Annotated in this window: 14 protein-coding genes and 1 tRNA gene; 9 read left to right on the top strand and 6 right to left on the bottom strand. The window is 70.4% G+C overall.

Annotation, left to right across the window (positions count from 1 at the left end; genetic code table 11):
• Positions 1-138: 138 nt before the first annotated feature.
• Both QSK20_RS03420 and QSK20_RS03415 read left to right on the top strand, forming a co-directional pair.
• On the top strand, positions 139-1,374 hold the full coding sequence (locus tag QSK20_RS03420) for an NAD(P)/FAD-dependent oxidoreductase (RefSeq protein WP_285787053.1): 1,236 nt from the start codon (positions 139-141) through the stop codon (positions 1,372-1,374).
• 157 nt (positions 1,375-1,531) lie between these two features.
• Positions 1,532-1,608 (top strand) — tRNA-Ile (locus QSK20_RS03415).
• Between the two features lie 231 nt (positions 1,609-1,839).
• On the opposite strand, the gene QSK20_RS03410 is transcribed toward QSK20_RS03415, so the two are convergent.
• Together QSK20_RS03410 and QSK20_RS03405 are read right to left on the bottom strand one after the other, a co-directional pair.
• Positions 1,840-2,121, bottom strand: coding sequence for a hypothetical protein (locus QSK20_RS03410; RefSeq protein ID WP_285787052.1), 282 nt, complete (start codon positions 2,119-2,121; stop codon positions 1,840-1,842).
• A 95-nt stretch (positions 2,122-2,216) separates the two neighbouring features.
• Positions 2,217-5,234 carry a CHAT domain-containing protein gene (locus QSK20_RS03405; RefSeq protein ID WP_285787051.1) on the bottom strand — a complete coding sequence of 1,006 codons (3,018 nt, stop codon included), beginning with the start codon at positions 5,232-5,234 and terminating at the stop codon, positions 2,217-2,219.
• A 333-nt stretch (positions 5,235-5,567) separates the two neighbouring features.
• Between QSK20_RS03405 and QSK20_RS03400 the strand changes: the two genes are divergently transcribed.
• The 5 genes from QSK20_RS03400 (at position 5,568) to QSK20_RS03380 (ending at position 10,390) form a co-directional block, all read left to right on the top strand.
• Entirely contained in the window at positions 5,568-6,623 is a 1,056-nt protein-coding gene (locus QSK20_RS03400) for a dipeptidase (protein ID WP_285787050.1), read from the top strand.
• 29 nt (positions 6,624-6,652) lie between these two features.
• A complete protein-coding gene (locus QSK20_RS03395; protein WP_285787049.1) occupies positions 6,653-8,266 on the top strand; it encodes an ABC transporter substrate-binding protein in 1,614 nt (537 codons plus the stop codon).
• Positions 8,267-8,334: 68 nt separating this feature from the next.
• A complete protein-coding gene (locus QSK20_RS03390) occupies positions 8,335-9,207 on the top strand; it encodes a tetratricopeptide repeat protein (RefSeq protein WP_285787048.1) in 873 nt (290 codons plus the stop codon).
• Between the two features lie 5 nt (positions 9,208-9,212).
• Positions 9,213-9,413 carry a tautomerase family protein gene (locus QSK20_RS03385; RefSeq protein WP_088982625.1) on the top strand — a complete coding sequence of 67 codons (201 nt, stop codon included), beginning with the start codon at positions 9,213-9,215 and terminating at the stop codon, positions 9,411-9,413.
• Entirely contained in the window at positions 9,410-10,390 is a 981-nt protein-coding gene (locus QSK20_RS03380; RefSeq protein WP_285787047.1) for a D-2-hydroxyacid dehydrogenase, read from the top strand. The genes QSK20_RS03385 and QSK20_RS03380 overlap by 4 nt, the downstream gene beginning before the upstream one ends.
• 248 nt (positions 10,391-10,638) lie before the next feature.
• Here the strand turns inward: QSK20_RS03380 and QSK20_RS03375 are convergent, their stop codons facing one another.
• From QSK20_RS03375 to QSK20_RS03360, 4 genes are read right to left on the bottom strand one after another with little or no spacing between them, the layout of a single operon-like run.
• Complete coding sequence (locus tag QSK20_RS03375; protein ID WP_502888834.1) at positions 10,639-12,822, bottom strand: thiamine pyrophosphate-dependent enzyme; 2,184 nt, start codon at positions 12,820-12,822, stop codon at positions 10,639-10,641.
• A 25-nt stretch (positions 12,823-12,847) separates the two neighbouring features.
• On the bottom strand, positions 12,848-13,750 hold the full coding sequence (locus QSK20_RS03370; RefSeq protein WP_285787046.1) for an ABC transporter permease: 903 nt from the start codon (positions 13,748-13,750) through the stop codon (positions 12,848-12,850).
• Positions 13,740-14,687, bottom strand: coding sequence for a nickel ABC transporter permease (gene nikB / locus QSK20_RS03365; protein ID WP_186542991.1), 948 nt, complete (start codon positions 14,685-14,687; stop codon positions 13,740-13,742). Before nikB ends, QSK20_RS03370 begins: the two co-directional genes overlap by 11 nt.
• A gap of 20 nt (positions 14,688-14,707) precedes the next feature.
• Positions 14,708-15,238 carry an Lrp/AsnC family transcriptional regulator gene (locus QSK20_RS03360; protein WP_170107770.1) on the bottom strand — a complete coding sequence of 177 codons (531 nt, stop codon included), beginning with the start codon at positions 15,236-15,238 and terminating at the stop codon, positions 14,708-14,710.
• A 122-nt stretch (positions 15,239-15,360) separates the two neighbouring features.
• On the opposite strand from QSK20_RS03360, the gene QSK20_RS03355 reads away from it, so the two are divergent.
• Together QSK20_RS03355 and QSK20_RS03350 are read left to right on the top strand one after the other, a co-directional pair.
• On the top strand, positions 15,361-16,404 hold the full coding sequence (locus tag QSK20_RS03355) for an ABC transporter ATP-binding protein (RefSeq protein ID WP_285787045.1): 1,044 nt from the start codon (positions 15,361-15,363) through the stop codon (positions 16,402-16,404).
• Positions 16,404-17,438, top strand: a complete 1,035-nt coding sequence (locus QSK20_RS03350) for an ABC transporter ATP-binding protein (protein WP_285787044.1) — start codon at positions 16,404-16,406, stop codon at positions 17,436-17,438. The genes QSK20_RS03355 and QSK20_RS03350 overlap by 1 nt, the downstream gene beginning before the upstream one ends.
• Position 17,439 lies beyond the last annotated feature (1 nt).

Genomic DNA, 17,439 nt, shown 5'->3' with positions numbered 1-17,439 from the left:
CGTGTCAGGACGGGCGTTTCCGCTCCGTGTCCGCCGGACGCCCGGCAGGATGAACGGGGCCGGCATAGACTCCGGATTGCGTCGATTTCTGCGTCGTTTCACGGACCCGCACCGTCGGCACCGAGGGGAGGACGGTCGATGTCGGCCGAACCGGACGTCGTCATCGTCGGCGGGGGCCTGGCCGGGCTCGCCGCCGCCCGTCGCCTGCACCGCGCCGGAGTTCCCTGGCGGCTGGTCGAGGCCGGCGACCGGCTCGGCGGTCGGGTCGCCACCGACCGGGTCGACGGATATCTGGTCGACCGGGGGTTCCAGGTGCTCAACACCGCCTACCCCCGGCTCGGCACCCTGCTCGACCTGGAGACCCTGAAGCTCGGGTACTTCACGTCCGGCGTCCTGGTGCGCCGGGGTGACGACCTGGTCCGCCTGGTCCACCCGCTGCGCGAGCCGGCCGGCGCGCCCGGCACCGCCCTGGCCGGCGTCGGCTCCCTCGCCGACCGGCTCCGCTTCGCCCTGCTCGCCGCCGGCTGCGCCACCCTGCCCCCGCGCCGGTTGCTCGACGCGACCGAGACGACCAGCGAGAGCGCGCTGCGCCGGGCCGGCCTCTCCGACGCGATCATCGAGGAACTGCTGCGTCCGTTCCTCTCCGGGGTCCTGATCGACCGGGAACTGGAGACCAGCAGCCGGGTGCTGGCCATGGTGTTGCGCTCCTTCGCCCGGGGACGGATCGGGCTGCCCGCCGAGGGGATGGACGCGCTGCCCCGGGCCGTCGCCGCGCCACTGCCGACCAACCTGATCGACCTGCGCACCCGGGTGACGGCGGTGTCCCCCGGCCTGGTGCGTACCGATACCGGCGAGATCCGCTGTCGCGCCGTCGTGGTCGCCGTCGACCCACCGGCGGCCACCGCGCTCCTGCCGGGTCTTCCCCCGGTACGGATGCACAGCTACACGACCTACTACCACAGCACCGCCGAGCCGCCGGTGGCCGAGCCGATCCTGCTGCTGGACGGGGACCGTCGCGAGACCATCGCCAACACGGTGGTGGTCAGCCGGGCCGTTCCCGGCTACGCCCCACCGGGACGGCACCTCGTCGCCACCTCCGTGGTCGGCCCCACCGCCCCACCCGAGCCCGTCGTACGCCGGGAGTTGACCCGCCTCTACGGTCGCCCCACCGACGACTGGGAGCACCTGACCACCGTCCCGGTCCCGCACGCCCTGCCTGCCGCGCCCCCGCCGCAGGGGCGCCTGCGCAAGCCGGTCGCCCTCGGCGACGGCCTCTACGTCGCCGGCGACCACCGGGACAGCCCCTCCATCCAGGGCGCCCTCACCAGCGGCTGGCGCGCCGCCGGCGCACTCCTCCACGACCTGCGCCCCTGACCCTGCTCCGCCCCGCGCGGAAGGTATGCCGGAGGGGTCAGCCGTGGTCGATGCAGGCTGTTATCCTCGCGTTGCCCATCGTGCCGGAAGATCGGTGCCGTCGCTGCGCATGGTGGCCGGTGTTCGCGCGGCCGGGTTAATATCCCGGCGCCGGCAGGGGGCGGTAGCTCAGCAGGTTAGAGCAGGGGACTCATAATCCCTCGGTCGCGGGTTCGAGCCCCGCCCGCCCCACCAGCCAGAACGTCTCCACGGAGATCATGTTGCGAAGGGGTTGGGTGCACGGCAGGGGCACCACGACCCGCACCACACGCCGAAGCGGCGGCAGCGAGGAGCACCGGACCGCCGAGCAAGGGGTAAGACCGTTACCGACGAGTGGTTGCTCGTGCCTCGTCCACCTTCCGCTCCGGGTCGTCCGGGTGCCGCTCGGCGCGCAGGCACGTACTTCGTGAGCCTACTGCGGTCGGCTCATCTCTTCGCTGGTCGACCCCGGCCTGGCTGGACGGGCCTACCCCGCCTGCCCACAAGCTTGTCCTCGTCCAGGTAACCCGAGCGGAGCATCCACAGAAAGAGAACGGCAGCCAGCAGGAACACCAGCGCCAACATCATGAGCCCCAGGTTCGCGGCGACATAGCGGCCGGCGACTGCGAGGAGGTAGAGGATGGCCGCCGCTATGAGGTTGGCCAGGACGTTGACCGCGACGTCGCGGCCGAACTGTCGGCGTGCCGCGCTGGGTGGCTGTTGCGTCACGTCCCCATCGTGACAGCGGGGCGCCCGTACGGACGTTCCACCTCGCTGGACAGAACGGGCTCCGAGGTGCCGAGCCGCTTCAGCGATCGTAGGGATCAGCCCTCGGGATCCACGACGGTCGGTGGCAGTCCTGGCAGCGGCCCGTCGTCGCCCTGACAGACGAACGCGCCCCAGTGCCGAGGGGCGGGCCAGGATTCCCTGGTCAGCAGCTGTGCCTCGCGGAGTGCCTCCACGCGTGACCGCCCGTCCCGCAGCAGACGGTAGAAGTGCTCCATGAGGTACCGGGTCTGTTCGTCCGGCACCTTCCACAGACTGAGCACGAGGGTACGGGCTCCGGCGATGAGGAACGAGCGACGCAGTCCGAGGACGCCCTCGCCCGGCTCCACGTCACCCAGTCCGGTGTCACATGCGGAGAGCACGACGAGTTCGGTGCCGGCCAGCGCCAGATCGGTCACCTCCAGCGCGGTCAGGATGCCGTTGCCGGCGACGGGCGGCGCCTCGTCCCCCTCCAACCAGGTGTTGGCGCCGGCCAGGGCGAGCCCGGCGCGCAGCAGCGGGTTCGCCGGCCCTCTGCCGGTGAGCCGGGCGAAGCTGTCCTCGGCGGGAACGAAGGCGGTCGGCGTGGCCAGGGTGCCGTTGAGCACCAGCATCTCCCGGTCCGGGTCCGCAGGACGGATCGTCATGCCCGGAGCGAACTTCTCCGGCGACAGCGGGGGTTGCTGAGGGAGCACGAAACCGTGGGTGGCGAAGTGGAGGACGAGGGGCGAGGAGGCGCGTTCGACCAGGGTCTTCGTCGCCTCGCCGGCGAGACTGGGCGGGACGCCGAGCAGCCGACCGACGACTTCGCCCTCCAGCCGCGCGCCCTCCAGCGGCAGCAGTGGCCGTCGTACCGACGGCACCCCGCCGAGGTCGAAGTCAGGGGCGGCCACGACCAGGGGCGGCCCGGTGGTGGGGCGGGCGGTGGCACGCAACCGGAGCAGGTCGCGTGCGGCGGTGAGGTACGAGATGGTGTACCCGTCGATCAGCCGTCCACCGTTCCGGTCTGGCAGCACCTCGAAGGGCAGGCGCAGCAGCTCGCCGTCGGGTGCCAGGAGGAGGCGTCGACTGTCTCCGATGGCGGCGCGCAACGGCTCGAACACCGCGTCGTGGAGCTGTTCGGCCGCGTCGGCACGTTCGTCGGCCGCGTGTCCACGGTATCCGGTCAACTGGGTGCGTACGCCCGCGACAAGCTCGTCGATGGTGCGCGCGGCACCGAGATCGACCAGGACCGGCTGGTCGGGACGTGCCGGCGTGAGTACCACGGCGAGGTACCGGTGCGGCTGCCAGGGACGGTCGCCCCGGCTGCGTACGGCGTGGAAGTCGAACGGCGCGTACCGGAGGAACTCGACGGTCGCCGCGCCGCTCGGGGTGGCCCGCGCGACGGCCATGGCGTCGACTGTGGACGGCCGGTCGGTGCGGGCCACGGACAGCGCGCGGGCAAGCGCCTTCTCCAACTCCCGGAGCTGCCAGGTGGCCCGCCGGAGTTCCTCCGCGGAACCGTGCGGGTCGCGCGCGTCCGGACCGTCCAGCCGACGCTGCGCGATCCAGGCCCGCAGCCGACCGAGTTCATCGAGCATCGGGCGCAACTGCGGGTGACGGCCGCTCACGAGAGCATCCCGGTCCCGGGCCAACGCGTCGATCCCGAGGCCCTTCCAGTCGAGGATCAGGTCAGCCAGTTGCCGGACGTGTTCGGGCTGGTCGGAGAGGGACGTCAGGACCAGTGAGACGTACTGTGCCAACCTGCTCCGGGAGACGCGCAGCAGGGCGAGCCGCTGTTCCTCCGAGGCGAACGAGCCGAACTGGTCCACGGTCTCCCGATGCCGTGCGATCACCTCGGTCAGCAGGCGCAGCGCGTCGGCGGTCTGTCCACGCGCGGCGCGCACCTCCGCCAGGTTCGCCAGCAGGGTGAGCTGTTGGGTCCCCCGGCTCTCGGGTGCCAGGCGGGCCAGGGCGCTGCCCAGGTCGCGCTCCGCGGCCTCGAACTGCCCGGTCGCCTGGTGCAGCCGGGCGAGGTTGTTGAGCAGTACGGGACTCTCGGGCTGGCCGGCTGCACGGGCGATGTCCCGCGCCTCGGCGAGCCACCGCCGTGCCTCCGGGAAGCGGTTCTGCCCCTCGCAGAGCGCGCCGAGCGAGACGAGCGTCGGGATGACGGTGACGTCACGCTCGCCCGCGACCCGGCGCCGGATCCCGAGCGAGTGCAGGTGGTGCCGCTCGGCTGCGGCGTCGTCGCCGGTGGACTGGTAGAGGTGCCCCAGGCTGCTCAGCACCTCGGCGACGGGCAGTCGATCCTCGTCGAGGCGTCGGTACAGGTGGAACGCCTCGTGCAGGTCGTTCTCGGCCGCCCGGTGGTCCGCCATCCGGAGGTGCAGGTCGGACTGGGTGACCAGGAGCGCGGCGAGTGTCTCGGGAGAACGGTCCGCGAACGGCCGCGCGGCCTCGATCGCCGCGCGTACCTGAGCCTCCGCGTCGGCGTACGCGCCCGCGTCGAGCAGGGTGTGCGTCAGGTGCCGGACGGCGTGGACGAGGGGTGGACCGTTCCCGTCCGAGCGGTATCCCCCGGGCCGGTAGAGCGGGAAGTAGCGGCCCTCGTCGTCGACGCCCACCGGGTAGGTGAGCCGATCACGCCACCGGTCGGTGTCGAGCTCCGGAACGGGCGGCGCGTTCCGCAGTTCCTCGAAGAGGTCACGACCGTGCCCGATGTACGCCCGCTCGACGGTGTTGGGCTCGGCGGTGAGGAAGACCTCGACCAGGTGCTCCGGGATCTCCAGGAGCGTGACCTGGGCGTACCGCCCGTCGCTGACCTGGTCGAGGATCTTGAAGATCCGACCGCGCGGCCACAGGCACAGGCCCCAGCCCTCGGCGTCGGGCAGCACGCGGGCACTGGCGGAGAAGACAAGATACCGGTGCGGGGCGACGAATCCGCCCGCCCGGTGCGAGACGTCGCAGAACGTCGGCTCCCGCAGGAGCAGACCCGGGCGGTACCGGGCGAGCACGGCCTCCGGCAGGGTGGTGTCCCGGAAGAACACGGCGCAGGAGGCGAAGTTCGCGCGTACTTCGTCGGCCAGGTCCGCCACGGTATCTACCTTCGCAAGCCTCCCGGGCGGTGCGCTACGGACGTGGAGCGTCGGATAGGCGTCCGTCGGGGTTCCGCCGCGCGGGTCCGGGGCTGACGTCGCGCATCCTTCTTCGGTCGATCCGTCCTCATCACGAGTTATCTGCGGTTCGTGACTGGAAGCAACTCGTCGCGGCATTCGTGCCCGGCTGGTTGGCGAGGGCTGGTATCGACCGGCGTTAGCGACGAAATTCGTCGGCATAGAGCCGTCAGACGACGAGTTTCCGAGGATCTATGGACAGCAACGGGCAGTTCTCGTAGAGTCCCAGCATCTTCCGATGATCCTGGAGATGACGTGAACGCTGCCGCCACGGAAAGTCCCGTCCACTCGTCGACCGAGCTGCACGCCGCTGCCACCGTGGTGGACGGAAGCACGGTCATCGAACTCAGCGACGCCCACCTCGACCGGATCCGCCGGGGTGGCGTCACCGCCGTCAACCACACGGTCACCCGGCCGTACGCCGACACGGTCACCGCCCTGCGGGAGGTGAACCGGTGCCGTCGGTGGATCGACGAGCACTCCGACCGGGTGCTGCTGGCGCTGACGGTCGCCGACATCGAGCGGGCCAAGGCCGAGGGCAAGGAAGCCGTCATCCTCGGTCCGCAGGACACCGAGATGATCGGTGTCGACCTCGACCTGCTGGGCACCTTCTACGACCTCGGCATCCGCATCCTGCAACTGACCTACCAGCGGCAGAACCTGCTCGGTGCCGGCTGCGGCGAGGAGACCGACTCCGGTCTGACCCACCGGGGTCGCCGCTTCGTCCAGGCCATGGACGAGTTGGGCATCCTGGTCGACGTCTCGCACTGCGGTCAGCGCACCGGCCTGGACGCGATGGACGCCTCCGCGAAGCCGGTGGTCGTCACCCACTCGTTCTGCGACGCGATGTCACCGCACATCCGGGCCAAGTCCGACACCTTCCTGCGCCGGCTGGCCGAGCAGGGCGGCGTCATGGGCATCACCACCCTGTCGGGGTTCCTGTACTACCCGGAGGACCCGTCCCGTCGTCCGGATCTCGCCCGCTTCGTGGAGCACGTCAGCCGTGTGGTGGAGGTGGCCGGCGTCGACCACGTCGCCATCGCCACCGACTACGACGAGACGTGGACCGAGCCGATGCGGGCCGCGCAGTTGAAGGCCATCGCACAGTCCAACTCCAAGGAGCACAAGAACCTTCTCGGTGACTTCGGCTGGAACGAGCGACGGGCGGTCGGCATGGACGACGCCTCGCAGTTCGGCAACTTCACCGAAGCACTTCTCGCCGGCGGTTTCTCGCCGGAGGACGTGATCAAGATCCTCGGTGGCAACTGGCTTCGGGTTTTTGGGGAGGCATGGAAGCCGGCTGACCTTTAGCGCGATCGTGACACCAGCCAAGGAGAACCATGCGAACCCGAATTTTCACCAGAGTGCTGGCGGTGGGCGTCGTCGCGACGCTCGCGGCCGGTTGCTCCGGAGGCGGTGAGCCTCCGAACAGCAACGGCGGCGGCAGCTCCAACGACGGCCTGAGCAGCAACGTCCGTCTGGAGGACGACACGCAGGCCGGCACCCCGAAGCCCGGCGGGCGGCTCCGGGTCATGATCCGGCTGGACGCCAACGAACTCGACCCGCACCGGATGTCGGAGACCTCGGCCTTCGTCATCAACGAGCAGATCTACGAGTCGCTGGTGCAGTCGTACCGGGGCGAGATCAAGCCGGCGATCGCCGAGTCGTGGGAGCAGAGCGCGGACGGGACGTCCCTGACGTTCAAGCTCCGCGACAACGCCTTCTTCCACAGCGGGCGCAAGGTGACCGCGGCCGACGTGAAGTACTCCATCGAGCGGATCAAGGACCCGGCGACCCGGGCCCCGCGGGCGCGCAGCTACGAGGGCATCACCTCGGTCGAGGCGCGCGACGAGCGCACCGTCGAGATGAAGCTGGCCAAGCCGAACGCGGCCATCCTGACCCTGCTCTCCACCGCCGCCTCGTCGGTCGTGGACCGGACGGTGGCCGAGGCGCCGGGTGGGCTCAACGGCAGCGTCGACGGCGGCAGCGGCCCGTTCAAGATCGCTTCACGGGTCACCGGTCAGGCGATCAAGCTCGACAAGCACGACAAGTACTGGGAGCAGGGCGTCCCCTACCTCGACGGGATGGACTTCACCTTCAACCCGGACGACAACGCCCGCGCCGCGGCGATCCGCAGCGGCACGGTCGACTTCCTCTGGCGTCCGGCGCCCGAGTTCATCGACGCGCTCAAGCGCGACGAGAAGCTCAAGTGGTACGGCGGTTCCGGCTCGCTCTCCCTGCACGTACGGCTCAACACCTCCAAGGCCCCGTACGACGACGTGAAGGTCCGCCAGGCCATCTACCTGGCGCTGGACCGTCAGGAGATCCTCAACGTGGCCAACTCCGGCTTCGGGACCCCGCTCAACGCGGGTTACCTGCCGCCGGACCGGTTCGGTGCGGTGACCGAGCCGATCTACAACAAGCCCGACATCGAGAAGGCCAAGTCCCTGCTGGCCGAGGCGGGCTTCCCGAACGGCTTCGAGGCCAAGCTCATGGTGATCGCCACGTCGGCGTTCCAGGTTCGCTCGGCCGAGGTGGAGCAGCAGCAGCTCGCCAAGATCGGCATCAAGGTGACCATCGAGTCGGTGGAGTCCACCATCGCCGACTCGCGGACGAAGTCCGGTGACTTCGACATGTACCAGTCCGGCTTCGGCCTCACCTACGACCCGGACGAGCGGTTCAGCGCGAGCTTCCTCAAGGGCGGCGGCCTGAACTACGGCAACTGGAGCGACCCCGAGTACGAGAACCTGATCGTGCAGGCCCGCTCCGAGCTGGACAAGGACAAGCGCGCCGCGCTCTACCAGCAGGCCGAGAAGATCCTCGCCGAGCGTGGTCCGGTGGCCATGACCTTCCTGAACGCGGACTTCGACGTCGTGCAGAAGGACGTCATGGGCTACCAGGGCGACCCGACCCCGACCTACCGCTTCTACCGGAACATCTGGCTCGACCGATGAGGAGCCGTGGTGGGGGCGCCATTCCCGCGGGCGCCCCCACCACCACCCGCGCACGAAAGGCAGCCCCCGTGACCTCCGTACCGCTGACCCACCGTTACATCATCGCCGCCCGCCTGAAGGGCTACCTGAACAAGCACGAGGAGTCGGTGGCCCTGCTCACCGAGGCGCTCGAACTGGAGCCGGACAGCCCCCGGCTGCTGCGGTTCCGGGGCCACCGGAGGATCTCCATCAGCGACTACGCCGGCGCGATCGAGGACCTGCGCGCCGCCGCCGACGGACTGGCCGGTGTCGAGGAAGAGTACGAGATGTACCAGCCCGAGGTGGAGAAGGACGTCGTCAGCCTGATCCTCGGCCGCCCCGAGCAGGTCCGGCCGCAGCACCTCACCGAGACCGAGGCCGCCGCCGACCCGCAGGCCCTGGAGCGGTACCACACCACCCTGCACACCTCCGTCTGGTACCACCTCGGGGTCGCGCAGTACCTCGACGGCGACCTGGAGGGCTGCCTGACCAGCTTCCGGGAGGCCGAGCGGTCGGCCCGCCACCAGGAGGGCCTGGTGGCCTCGCAGGACTGGCAGTACATGGCGCTGCGCCGGCTCGGTCGGAAGGACGAGGCCGAGCAGGTGCTCGACCGGTTCCGGAAGATCGCCCTCGTCGACGAGGACCACCTGGTCGGCTACGAGGGGCGGATGCGCCTCTACACCGGCGAGATCACCCCCGAGCAGCTCTGGGCGATGTGCGACGGCAACAGCCTGAAGACCGTCACCCAGGGCTACGGCCTGGGCAACTGGCACTACTACAACGGCGACGTCGACGCCGCCCGTGAGGTCTTCGACGGGGTGCTGGCCACCGGTGTCACGCACGCGTTCGCCTACCTGGCCGTCAAGGCCGAGTACTCCCGTAACCCCGACTTCGTCGGGGCCACCGCATCGAAGGGGAACTGACGACCATGGCAATCATCCGGGCCGAGATCGGCAAGCGCGACCAGGAGACCAAGGAAGCGATCATCGCCGAGCTGACCGACGTGCTGGTCAAGTACGGCTCGCCGCGCGAGAACACCCACGTCATCCTCTACGAGGTCTCGTACGACAACTGGGCCAAGGGTGGCGTGACGTACAACAACCGGAAGCGTGCGCAGGAGACATCATGACCGTCGACGGCCGGGGTCCGCACGTCCTGCTCACCCCGAACCTGGCCGACCTGCTGCCCCAACTGCGCGAGCGTTACCCGCACTGCCGGTTCACGCCGGTCCCGGACGGTGAGCCGGTACGCGAGGAGTGGCTCGACGCCGAGGTGATCCTGCGCAGCGCGATGAACGAGGACACGTTCGACGAACTGCTGGGCAAGTGCGACGGACTGCGCTGGGTGCAGATCACCGCCGCCGGCTTCGACTGGGTGACGGGCGAGACCATGCAGCGCCGCCTCGCCGAGGGGCTCGTCTACACCCGGTCGCCCAACTCCTACAACGTGCCGATCGCCGAGTACGTCATCGGCGCGGTGCTGATGCACTTCCGGGCGTTCCCCGCGCACCGCGAGGCGCAGGAACGCCGGGAGTGGGTCCGGATCGTCGCCCGGGACGTCATCGGCAGCACCATGGTGGTCTTCGGCACCGGCGGCATCGGGCGTGAGGTGGCCTGGCGGGCCCAGGCCCTGGGCGCCACCGTGATCGGGGTCAACCGCACCGGCGCTCCCGCCGAGGGGTTCGAGCGGGTGGTGGCGTACGCCGACCATCTCGCGCTGCTCCCCGAAGCCGACTCCGTGGTGCTGGCGATGCCGCTGACCACGGAGAACCGGTACTTCTTCGACGCCGAGCGGTTCGCGGCCATGAAGGAGACGGCGGTGCTGGTCAACGTCGGGCGGGGCGCGCTGGTCGTGGAGGACGCGCTCGTCGACGCCATGCACGCCGGCCGGATCGCCGGTGCCGTGCTCGACGTGTTCGAGGAGGAGCCGCTGCCGGCGGACCACCGGCTGTGGGGCCTGCCGAACACGACGATCACCCCGCACACGTCGTTCCGGGGCTCCGGCAACCTGCAACGGCTCTACGCCGACTTCTGCGCCAACCTCGACCGCTACCTCGCGGGCGAGGAACTGGCCGGCACGAAGCGGCAGCCGGACCTGGGGTACTGACTCCGCACTGTGCGACCTTGGTTTGGTGGTTGCAGGGGACCCCTGCTCATCGAAAAGCGGTAGCAGGGGGCCCCTGCAACCACATCAGGCGGCCCACCCGATCATCGGGTGGGCCGCCGTCGTCGTGTCGACCCCGGGCGCGGTGCTGCCGGCGGTGCCGGTTGCCGATGAGCAGGGGACCCCTGCTCATCAAAAAGCGGTAGGAAGGGTCCCCTGCAACCACCAAACCTGGTGCGGCGGGCGGAATGTCAGGTGAGCAGGGCGCGGGCCGCCGTCCGTACGTCGTCCTCGCTCAGCAGGACCGCGTCGGCGGCGGGACCGAGCGGCACGTAGCTGTCGACGCTGTTCACCCGGGCGATCCGGCCGGTGAAGCCGCCGTCGACCAGGGCGGCCACCACCGCCTCGGAGACGCCACCGCTGACGCGGCTCTCGTCGACGACGAGGATCCGGGAGACGCCGTGCAGCGCGGCGCGCATGCTCACCGTCGGCAGCGGAGCCAGCCACTGGAGGTCGACGACGCGGGTCTCCACACCCTCGCGGGCCAGCTCGCCGGCCACCCGCAGGCCCATCGGGACACCGTTGCCGAAGGTGACGAGCGCCAGGTCGTCGCCCTCGCGGAGCGTCCGGACCTCGCCCAGCGGGTTCTCGGTCGCGGCCCACCGCGCCGGCTCCGGATAGGGGGCGAGCCAGCCGCCGTCGCCGTCGGTGTGCAGGTCCCGCCGGTGGTAGAGGGCGATCGGTTCGAGGAACACGCAGACCCGGCCCTCCTGTTCGGCCAGGGCGAGACACTGGCGGAGCAGGGCCGGGGCGGTGGCCGGGTGCGAGGCGACGGCCAGCGCCAGGCCGGGGATGTCGCGCAGCACCGCCACCGAGTTGTCGTTGTGGAAGTGCCCGCCGAAGCCCTTCTGGTAGGCTAGGCCGGCGATCCGTACGACCATGCCGTTGGCGTACTGCCCGTCGGAGAAGAAGCGCAGCGACGCGGCCTCGCCGCGCAACTGGTCCTCGGCGTTGTGCAGGTAGGCGAGGTACTGGATCTCCGGGATCGGCAGGGTGCCGGCCAGCGCGCCGCCGAGCGCCACCCCGAGGATGGTCTGCTCGTCGAGGAGCGTGTCGAAGACCCGGTTCGCGCCGAACGCCTTCCGCAGCCCCCGGGTGGCGCCGTAGACGCCGCCCTTGCGGGCCACGTCCTCGCCGAAGACCTGTGCCTGCGGCCAGGTGAGCAGCGCGTCGTGCAGGGCGGTGTTGATCGACTGGGCCAGGGTGAGCGGGCCGCGGGTCTCGGGGAGCCGGCCACCGAACACCCGCTCCCGGCCGCTGCCCGCGCGCCGCGCGGCCTCGCTGACCTGCCGCACCCGGCGGGTGGTCAGCGGGGCGGTCACCGCCGCCGGGTCGGACAACCGCTCGACCCGGCCCAGCATCGCCTCGGCCTGGTCCGTCACCAGCTTGCGGGTGTCCTCGTAGCGGGCGAGGCTCTCGGCGGGACTCAGGATCCCGCGCCGGGCGAGCAGTGCCGCCGTGGCCAGGATCGGATCCCGCGCGTAGTCGGCGAGGATCTCCGCCTGGGTACGGTAGGCCAGCTCCGCGTCCGAACCCGCGTGGCCCATGAACCGTACGGTGCCCAGGTGCAGCACGGCGGGGCGTCGTCGGGTGCGCACCTGGTGCGCCACCTCGGCCGCGACGGTCAGCAGGCGGGCCGGATCGGTGCCGTCGGCGTGCACGTAGTCGATGCCGGGCAGGGCCGACAGCATCCGCCGGACCCAGCCGCGCGGGGAGCGGGTGCTGATCCCGATGCCGTTGTCCTCGCAGACGAAGAGGACCGGCATCGGGAGGCCCTGGTGGGCGCTGTAGCCCACCGCGTTCAGCGCGCCGGCGGCGGTGGAGTGGTTGGCCGACGCGTCGCCGAAGCTGCACACCACCACGGCGTCGGCCGGGTATCCGGTGCCGGCGGTGCCCCGGTCGAGCGCGAACGCCAGGCCCATCGCGCGGGGCAGGTGGGAGGCGATCGTCGAGGTCTGCGGGATGATGTTCAGCGCCCGGTGACCGAAGACCTTGTGCCGTCCGCCGGAGATCGGGTCGTGCCGGGACGCGGCGGCCGAGTGCAGGACGTCCGTGACCGGGGTGGAGCCGGGCACCTGGCCGGCGCGCGCGGCGTAGAAGCCGCCGGACCGGTAGTGCAGCAGCGCCGGGTCGGTCGGACGCAGCGCCAGCGCGACGGCGGCGTTGCTCTCGTGGCCGCTGGAGCCGATCGTGTAGAAGCCCTCCTGCCGGGACTGCAACCACCGCAGCGCGAGGTCCAGGTGACGGCTCTGGATCTGGGCGTCGAGGTGGTCCAGCAGCAGCCCGGGGTCGACGTCGACGTCCGGGGAGGGGTCCTCGGGCAGGGGCTGGCCGGCCGACCACCCGGTGAGGCGGCGTACCAGGTGGTCGTCGATGGATTCCACACGTGCTCCTTGCGGGTCAGCGACCGGACCGGCCGCGCAGTCGCGGGTCCAGGACGTCGCGGAGGGTGTCGCCCAGCAGGTTGAAGCCGAGGACGGCGATCATGATGCAGACGCCGGGCACGACCGACGGCCAGATCGACATCTCCATGAAGGCCTTGCCGCTGGAGAGCATCGACCCCCAGGACGGCTGGGGCGGCTGCACCCCGAGGCCGAGGTAGCCCAGGGACGCCTCGATGAGGATCGCGTAGGCGAGGCTGGTGGTGAACTGCACCGCGATCGGGGCGATCGAGTTGGGCAGGATGTACTTCAGGATCAGCCGGGTGTTGCTCAGCCCGACCGCCTGACCCGACTCCACGTACGGCTCCCGGCGGATCGACATCGCGGTGCCGCGCACGATCCGGGCGAAGCTGGGGATGAAGACGATGACCAGGGCGAGGATGAGGTTCTCCGTGCCGGGCCCCCGGGCGGCCACCACCGCCAGGGCCAGCAGCAGGGTGGGGAAGGAGAACATGATGTCGGTCGCCGGGGTGATGAGCGCGTCGAGGATGCCCCGGTAGAAGCCGGCGAGCAGGCCCAGCAGGACGCCGATGGCCCCGGCCAGGGTGACCACGATCAGGCTGACCGTCAGCGAGGTGCGTGCCCCGTAGAGGGCCCGGCTGAGCAGGTCCCGTCCGGCCTCGTCGGCGCCGAGCAGGAAGTCCCCGCCGGGCGGGGCGAGCCGCTGGTTGGACATGGCGGTCGGGTCGTAGGGGGCGATCAGCGGGGCGAGGGCCGCGGCGGCGGTCATCAGCACCACGATGACCAGCCCGATCGCGCCCACCTTGTCCCGCATCACGAGCCGCAGCAGCTGGCCGCCGCGGCGTCCGGTCTTGATCGGTGTTGTCTGCGGCCGGGGGCCGGGGACGACTTCAGTGACCACTGCGCAACCTCGGATCCAGGTAGGTGTAGATGAGGTCCACGAGGAGATTGACGACGACGTAGAAGAAGGCCAGGAAGAGCAGGGTGCCCTGGACGACCGGATAGTCGCGCTGGCTGATGCCCCGGATGACCATCGTGCCCAGCCCCGGCCACGCGAAGACCTGCTCCACGATGACGGTGCCGCCGAGCAGCGCGCCCGCCTGGATGCCCAGCACGGTCACCACCGGGATCAGCGAGTTGCGCAGCGCGTGCCGGACCATGACCGCGCGTTCGCCCAGCCCCTTGGCGCGGGCGGTACGGACGTAGTCCTGGTTGAGGACCTCGAGCATGCTGGAGCGGGTCATCCGCATGCTGATCGCCGCCAGGCTGGCGCCGAGGGTCACCGCGGGGAGGATGAGGTACTTCAGGCTTCCCCAGAAGCCCTCACCCTCGCCCGCGCCCTGCGACGGCAGCCAGCCCAGCGAGACCGAGAAGACGTACACCAGCAGGATGCCCAGCCAGAAGTTCGGCACGGACAGCCCGATCAGCGAGGCGACCCGGGTGCTCGCGTCGAGCAGCCCGTTGCGCTTGGTGGCGCTGAGCACGCCGAACGGGATGGAGATGAGGATCGAGACCAGCAGCGCCGACACCGCCAGCAGCAGCGTGGAGGGGAAGCGCTGCATGATCTCTTCCAGCACCGGCTGGCCGGTGCGCATCGAGGTGCCGAGGTCGCCCTGGACGAGGGCTCCCAGCCACCTCACGAACTGCTCGTACACGGGCATGTCGAGCCCGAAGTAGCGGCGCATCTCCGCCTCGATCGCGGGGTCGCCGAAGTCCTGTCCCATGATCGAGCTGATCACGTCGCCGGGGATCATGCGGATCACCAGGAACGAGATCACCGAGATCCCGAGTAGGACCGGAATAACCGATAACAGGCGGATCAGCGTGATGCGCAGCATGGCTTGTTTCTCCGGTCTGGTCAGGTTTCCGAACCGGGCACGCCAGGATCCGAGTCCGCGTCCCAGGCGGACTCCTCGTCGCCGGTGACAGCGATGTCGCGTGCCCACTCGTGGGCGCGCTTCGCGACCCGCAGCACCATCACCGACCGGCTCTCCATCACCCCGTCGAGGTGGCCCAGCCGCTCGGTCCAGAACCGGCGCATGGCGTTGCTGGAGGCGAAGTAGCCGACCGCGATGATGTCGAACTGGCCGGTCACGTGGTAGACGTACGCGATCTCCGGCATGCCCGCGAGCTTGTCGATGAGGCGCTCTGTGGCACCGGGAGCGCTCTGGATCTCGAAGAGTGTGTGCACCGGCCGGCCCATGAAGGCGGCGCTGGGGATCGCCGCGAACTGCAGCTGCCCCTCGGTGACGAGCCGCTCCACCCGCCGTCGCACGGATCCCTCGGAGAGGCCGACCTTCGCCGCCAGCGCGACGTTTGTCTGCCTCGGGTCCTGGACGAGTTCCCGGATGATGCTGCGATCCTTCTCGATCGAGCTCTTCGATGCCATCTCGCTCCAACTCATAGTGACGTAATTCGTCGCTGCCGGGAGCCTAGACGACGAACATCGTCTGTGCAACACTCCCGGTTGACGAATGGCGGCGTTCAGGAGTCTAAACATCAGGGGGTTCGATGGCCTTGTTGGAGGTGCGGGACCTACGTACCGAATTCCGCGCGGCGCGGGGGTCGGTGACGGCGGTCGACGGTGTTTCCTTCACTGTGGACGCCGGTGAGATGGTCGCGTTGGTGGGCGAGTCCGGCTGCGGCAAGTCCGCCACGGCGCAGTCCATCATGGGCCTGATCGTGCCGCCGGCCGGGCAGGTGACCGGCGGTCAGGTGATCTTCGAGGGGCAGGACCTGCTGCGCCTGCGTCCCCGCGAGCTGCGGGCCGTGCGCGGCAAGGGCATCTCGATGATCTTCCAGGACCCGATGACCTCGCTGAACCCGGTGCTCACCGTGGGGCGGCAGCTCACCGAGTCGCTGCGCCTGCACCTGGGCATGAACCGCCGGGCGGCCCGGGCGCGGGCGATCGAGCTGCTGGAGATGGTGCGCATCCCGGCCCCGGAGAGCCGGCTGGGGTCCTATCCGCACCAGCTCTCCGGTGGCATGCGGCAACGCGTCATGATCGCGATGGCGCTCTCCTGCAACCCCCGGCTGATCCTCGCCGACGAGATCACCACCGCGCTCGACGTCACCATCCAGGCCCAGATCCTGGAGCTGCTGCGGGACCTGGCCCTGGAGACCCGGACCGCCGTCCTGTTCATCACCCACGACCTCGGTGTGGTCGCGGGCATGGCGGAACGGGTGAACGTGATGTACGCGGGCCAGATCGTCGAACGCGCCGAGACGGTGGACCTGTTCCACCGCCCGCAGATGCCCTACACCTGGGGCCTGCTCGGGTCGGTGCCCCGGCTGGACCTGGTGCGCGGCGGCAAGCTGCGTCCGATCGCCGGCCGTCCGCCGGAGCTGTCGGAGATGCCGGCCGGCTGCCGGTTCGCCCCCCGCTGCGTGCACGCCCGGGAGACCTGCCAGGACGACGCGCCCCAGCTCAGCGTGACCTGGGAGACCCCGGACCGGGGCCAGCTGACCCGGTGCTGGGGCATGCGACCGGCGACCGAGGGCGGCTGGCTGTCCACGAAGGACCGGTTCGCGAACCAATCGACGGAGGGAAGCTGATGTCCGAAGCCCCCGACACCGGAGCGGACCGCACCCTGCTGCGCGTACGCGACCTGGCGGTCGACTTCAAGGTGCCGAAGCGCGGTTCGCTGCTCCCGGCCCGGCTGCGCGCCGTGTCCGGGGTGGACCTGGACATCCGGCGCGGTGAGATCATCGGCGTGGTGGGGGAGTCCGGCTGCGGCAAGTCCACCACGGGCCGGGCCATCCTCCAGCTTCTCAAGCCCAGCCAGGGGACGGTGACCTTCGACGGCACCGAGCTGACCACCCTGGGGCGGGGCCGGATGCGGGCGATGCGCCGCCGGATGCAGATGATCTTCCAGGATCCGTTCGCCTCGCTGAACCCGCGTATGACCATCGGTGAGCTCATCGAGGAGCCGCTGCTGGTGCACTCCGACCTTCCCGCCGCCGGCCGCCGGGCCAAGGCGCTGGAGACCATGCAGTTGGTCGGGCTCAGCGAACAGTGGCACGACCGCTACCCGCACGAGTTCTCCGGCGGGCAGCGCCAGCGGGTCGGCATCGCCCGGGCACTGGTCAGCAACCCGGAGTTCGTCGTCGCCGACGAGCCGGTGTCCGCCCTGGACGTCTCGGTGCAGGCGCAGATCGTCAACCTGCTCGAACAGCTCCAGGAGGAGCTGGGGCTGACCATGATGTTCATCGCGCACGACCTGGCCGTCGTCCGGCACCTCTGCGACCGCATCGCCGTGATGTACCTCGGCACCGTCGTCGAGGTGGGGGAGTGCGAGGACATGTACCGCCGGCCGCAGCACCCGTACACCCGGGCCCTGCTCTCGGCCGTGCCGATCCCCGACCCGCTGGTGGAGACCGAACGCAAGCGGGTCATCCTCACCGGGGACGTGCCGAGTCCGCTCGATCCGCCCAGCGGGTGCCGTTTCCGTACCCGCTGCTGGAAGGCGCAGGAGATCTGCGCGACGCAGACCCCGACGCTGGCCGCCACCGGCGCCGGCCACCAGGTCGCCTGCCACTTCCCGGAGAACGTCGACCAGCCGGTCGCCTCCGCCGTCGGCGGACGGTGAC

The organism is Micromonospora sp. NBRC 101691 (genome assembly GCF_030269285.1).
GTDB classification, from domain to species: Bacteria; Actinomycetota; Actinomycetes; order Mycobacteriales; family Micromonosporaceae; genus Micromonospora; species Micromonospora echinospora.
Note: the sequence above shows the minus strand (reverse complement) of the source record. Positions and strands in the feature narration are given on the sequence as shown.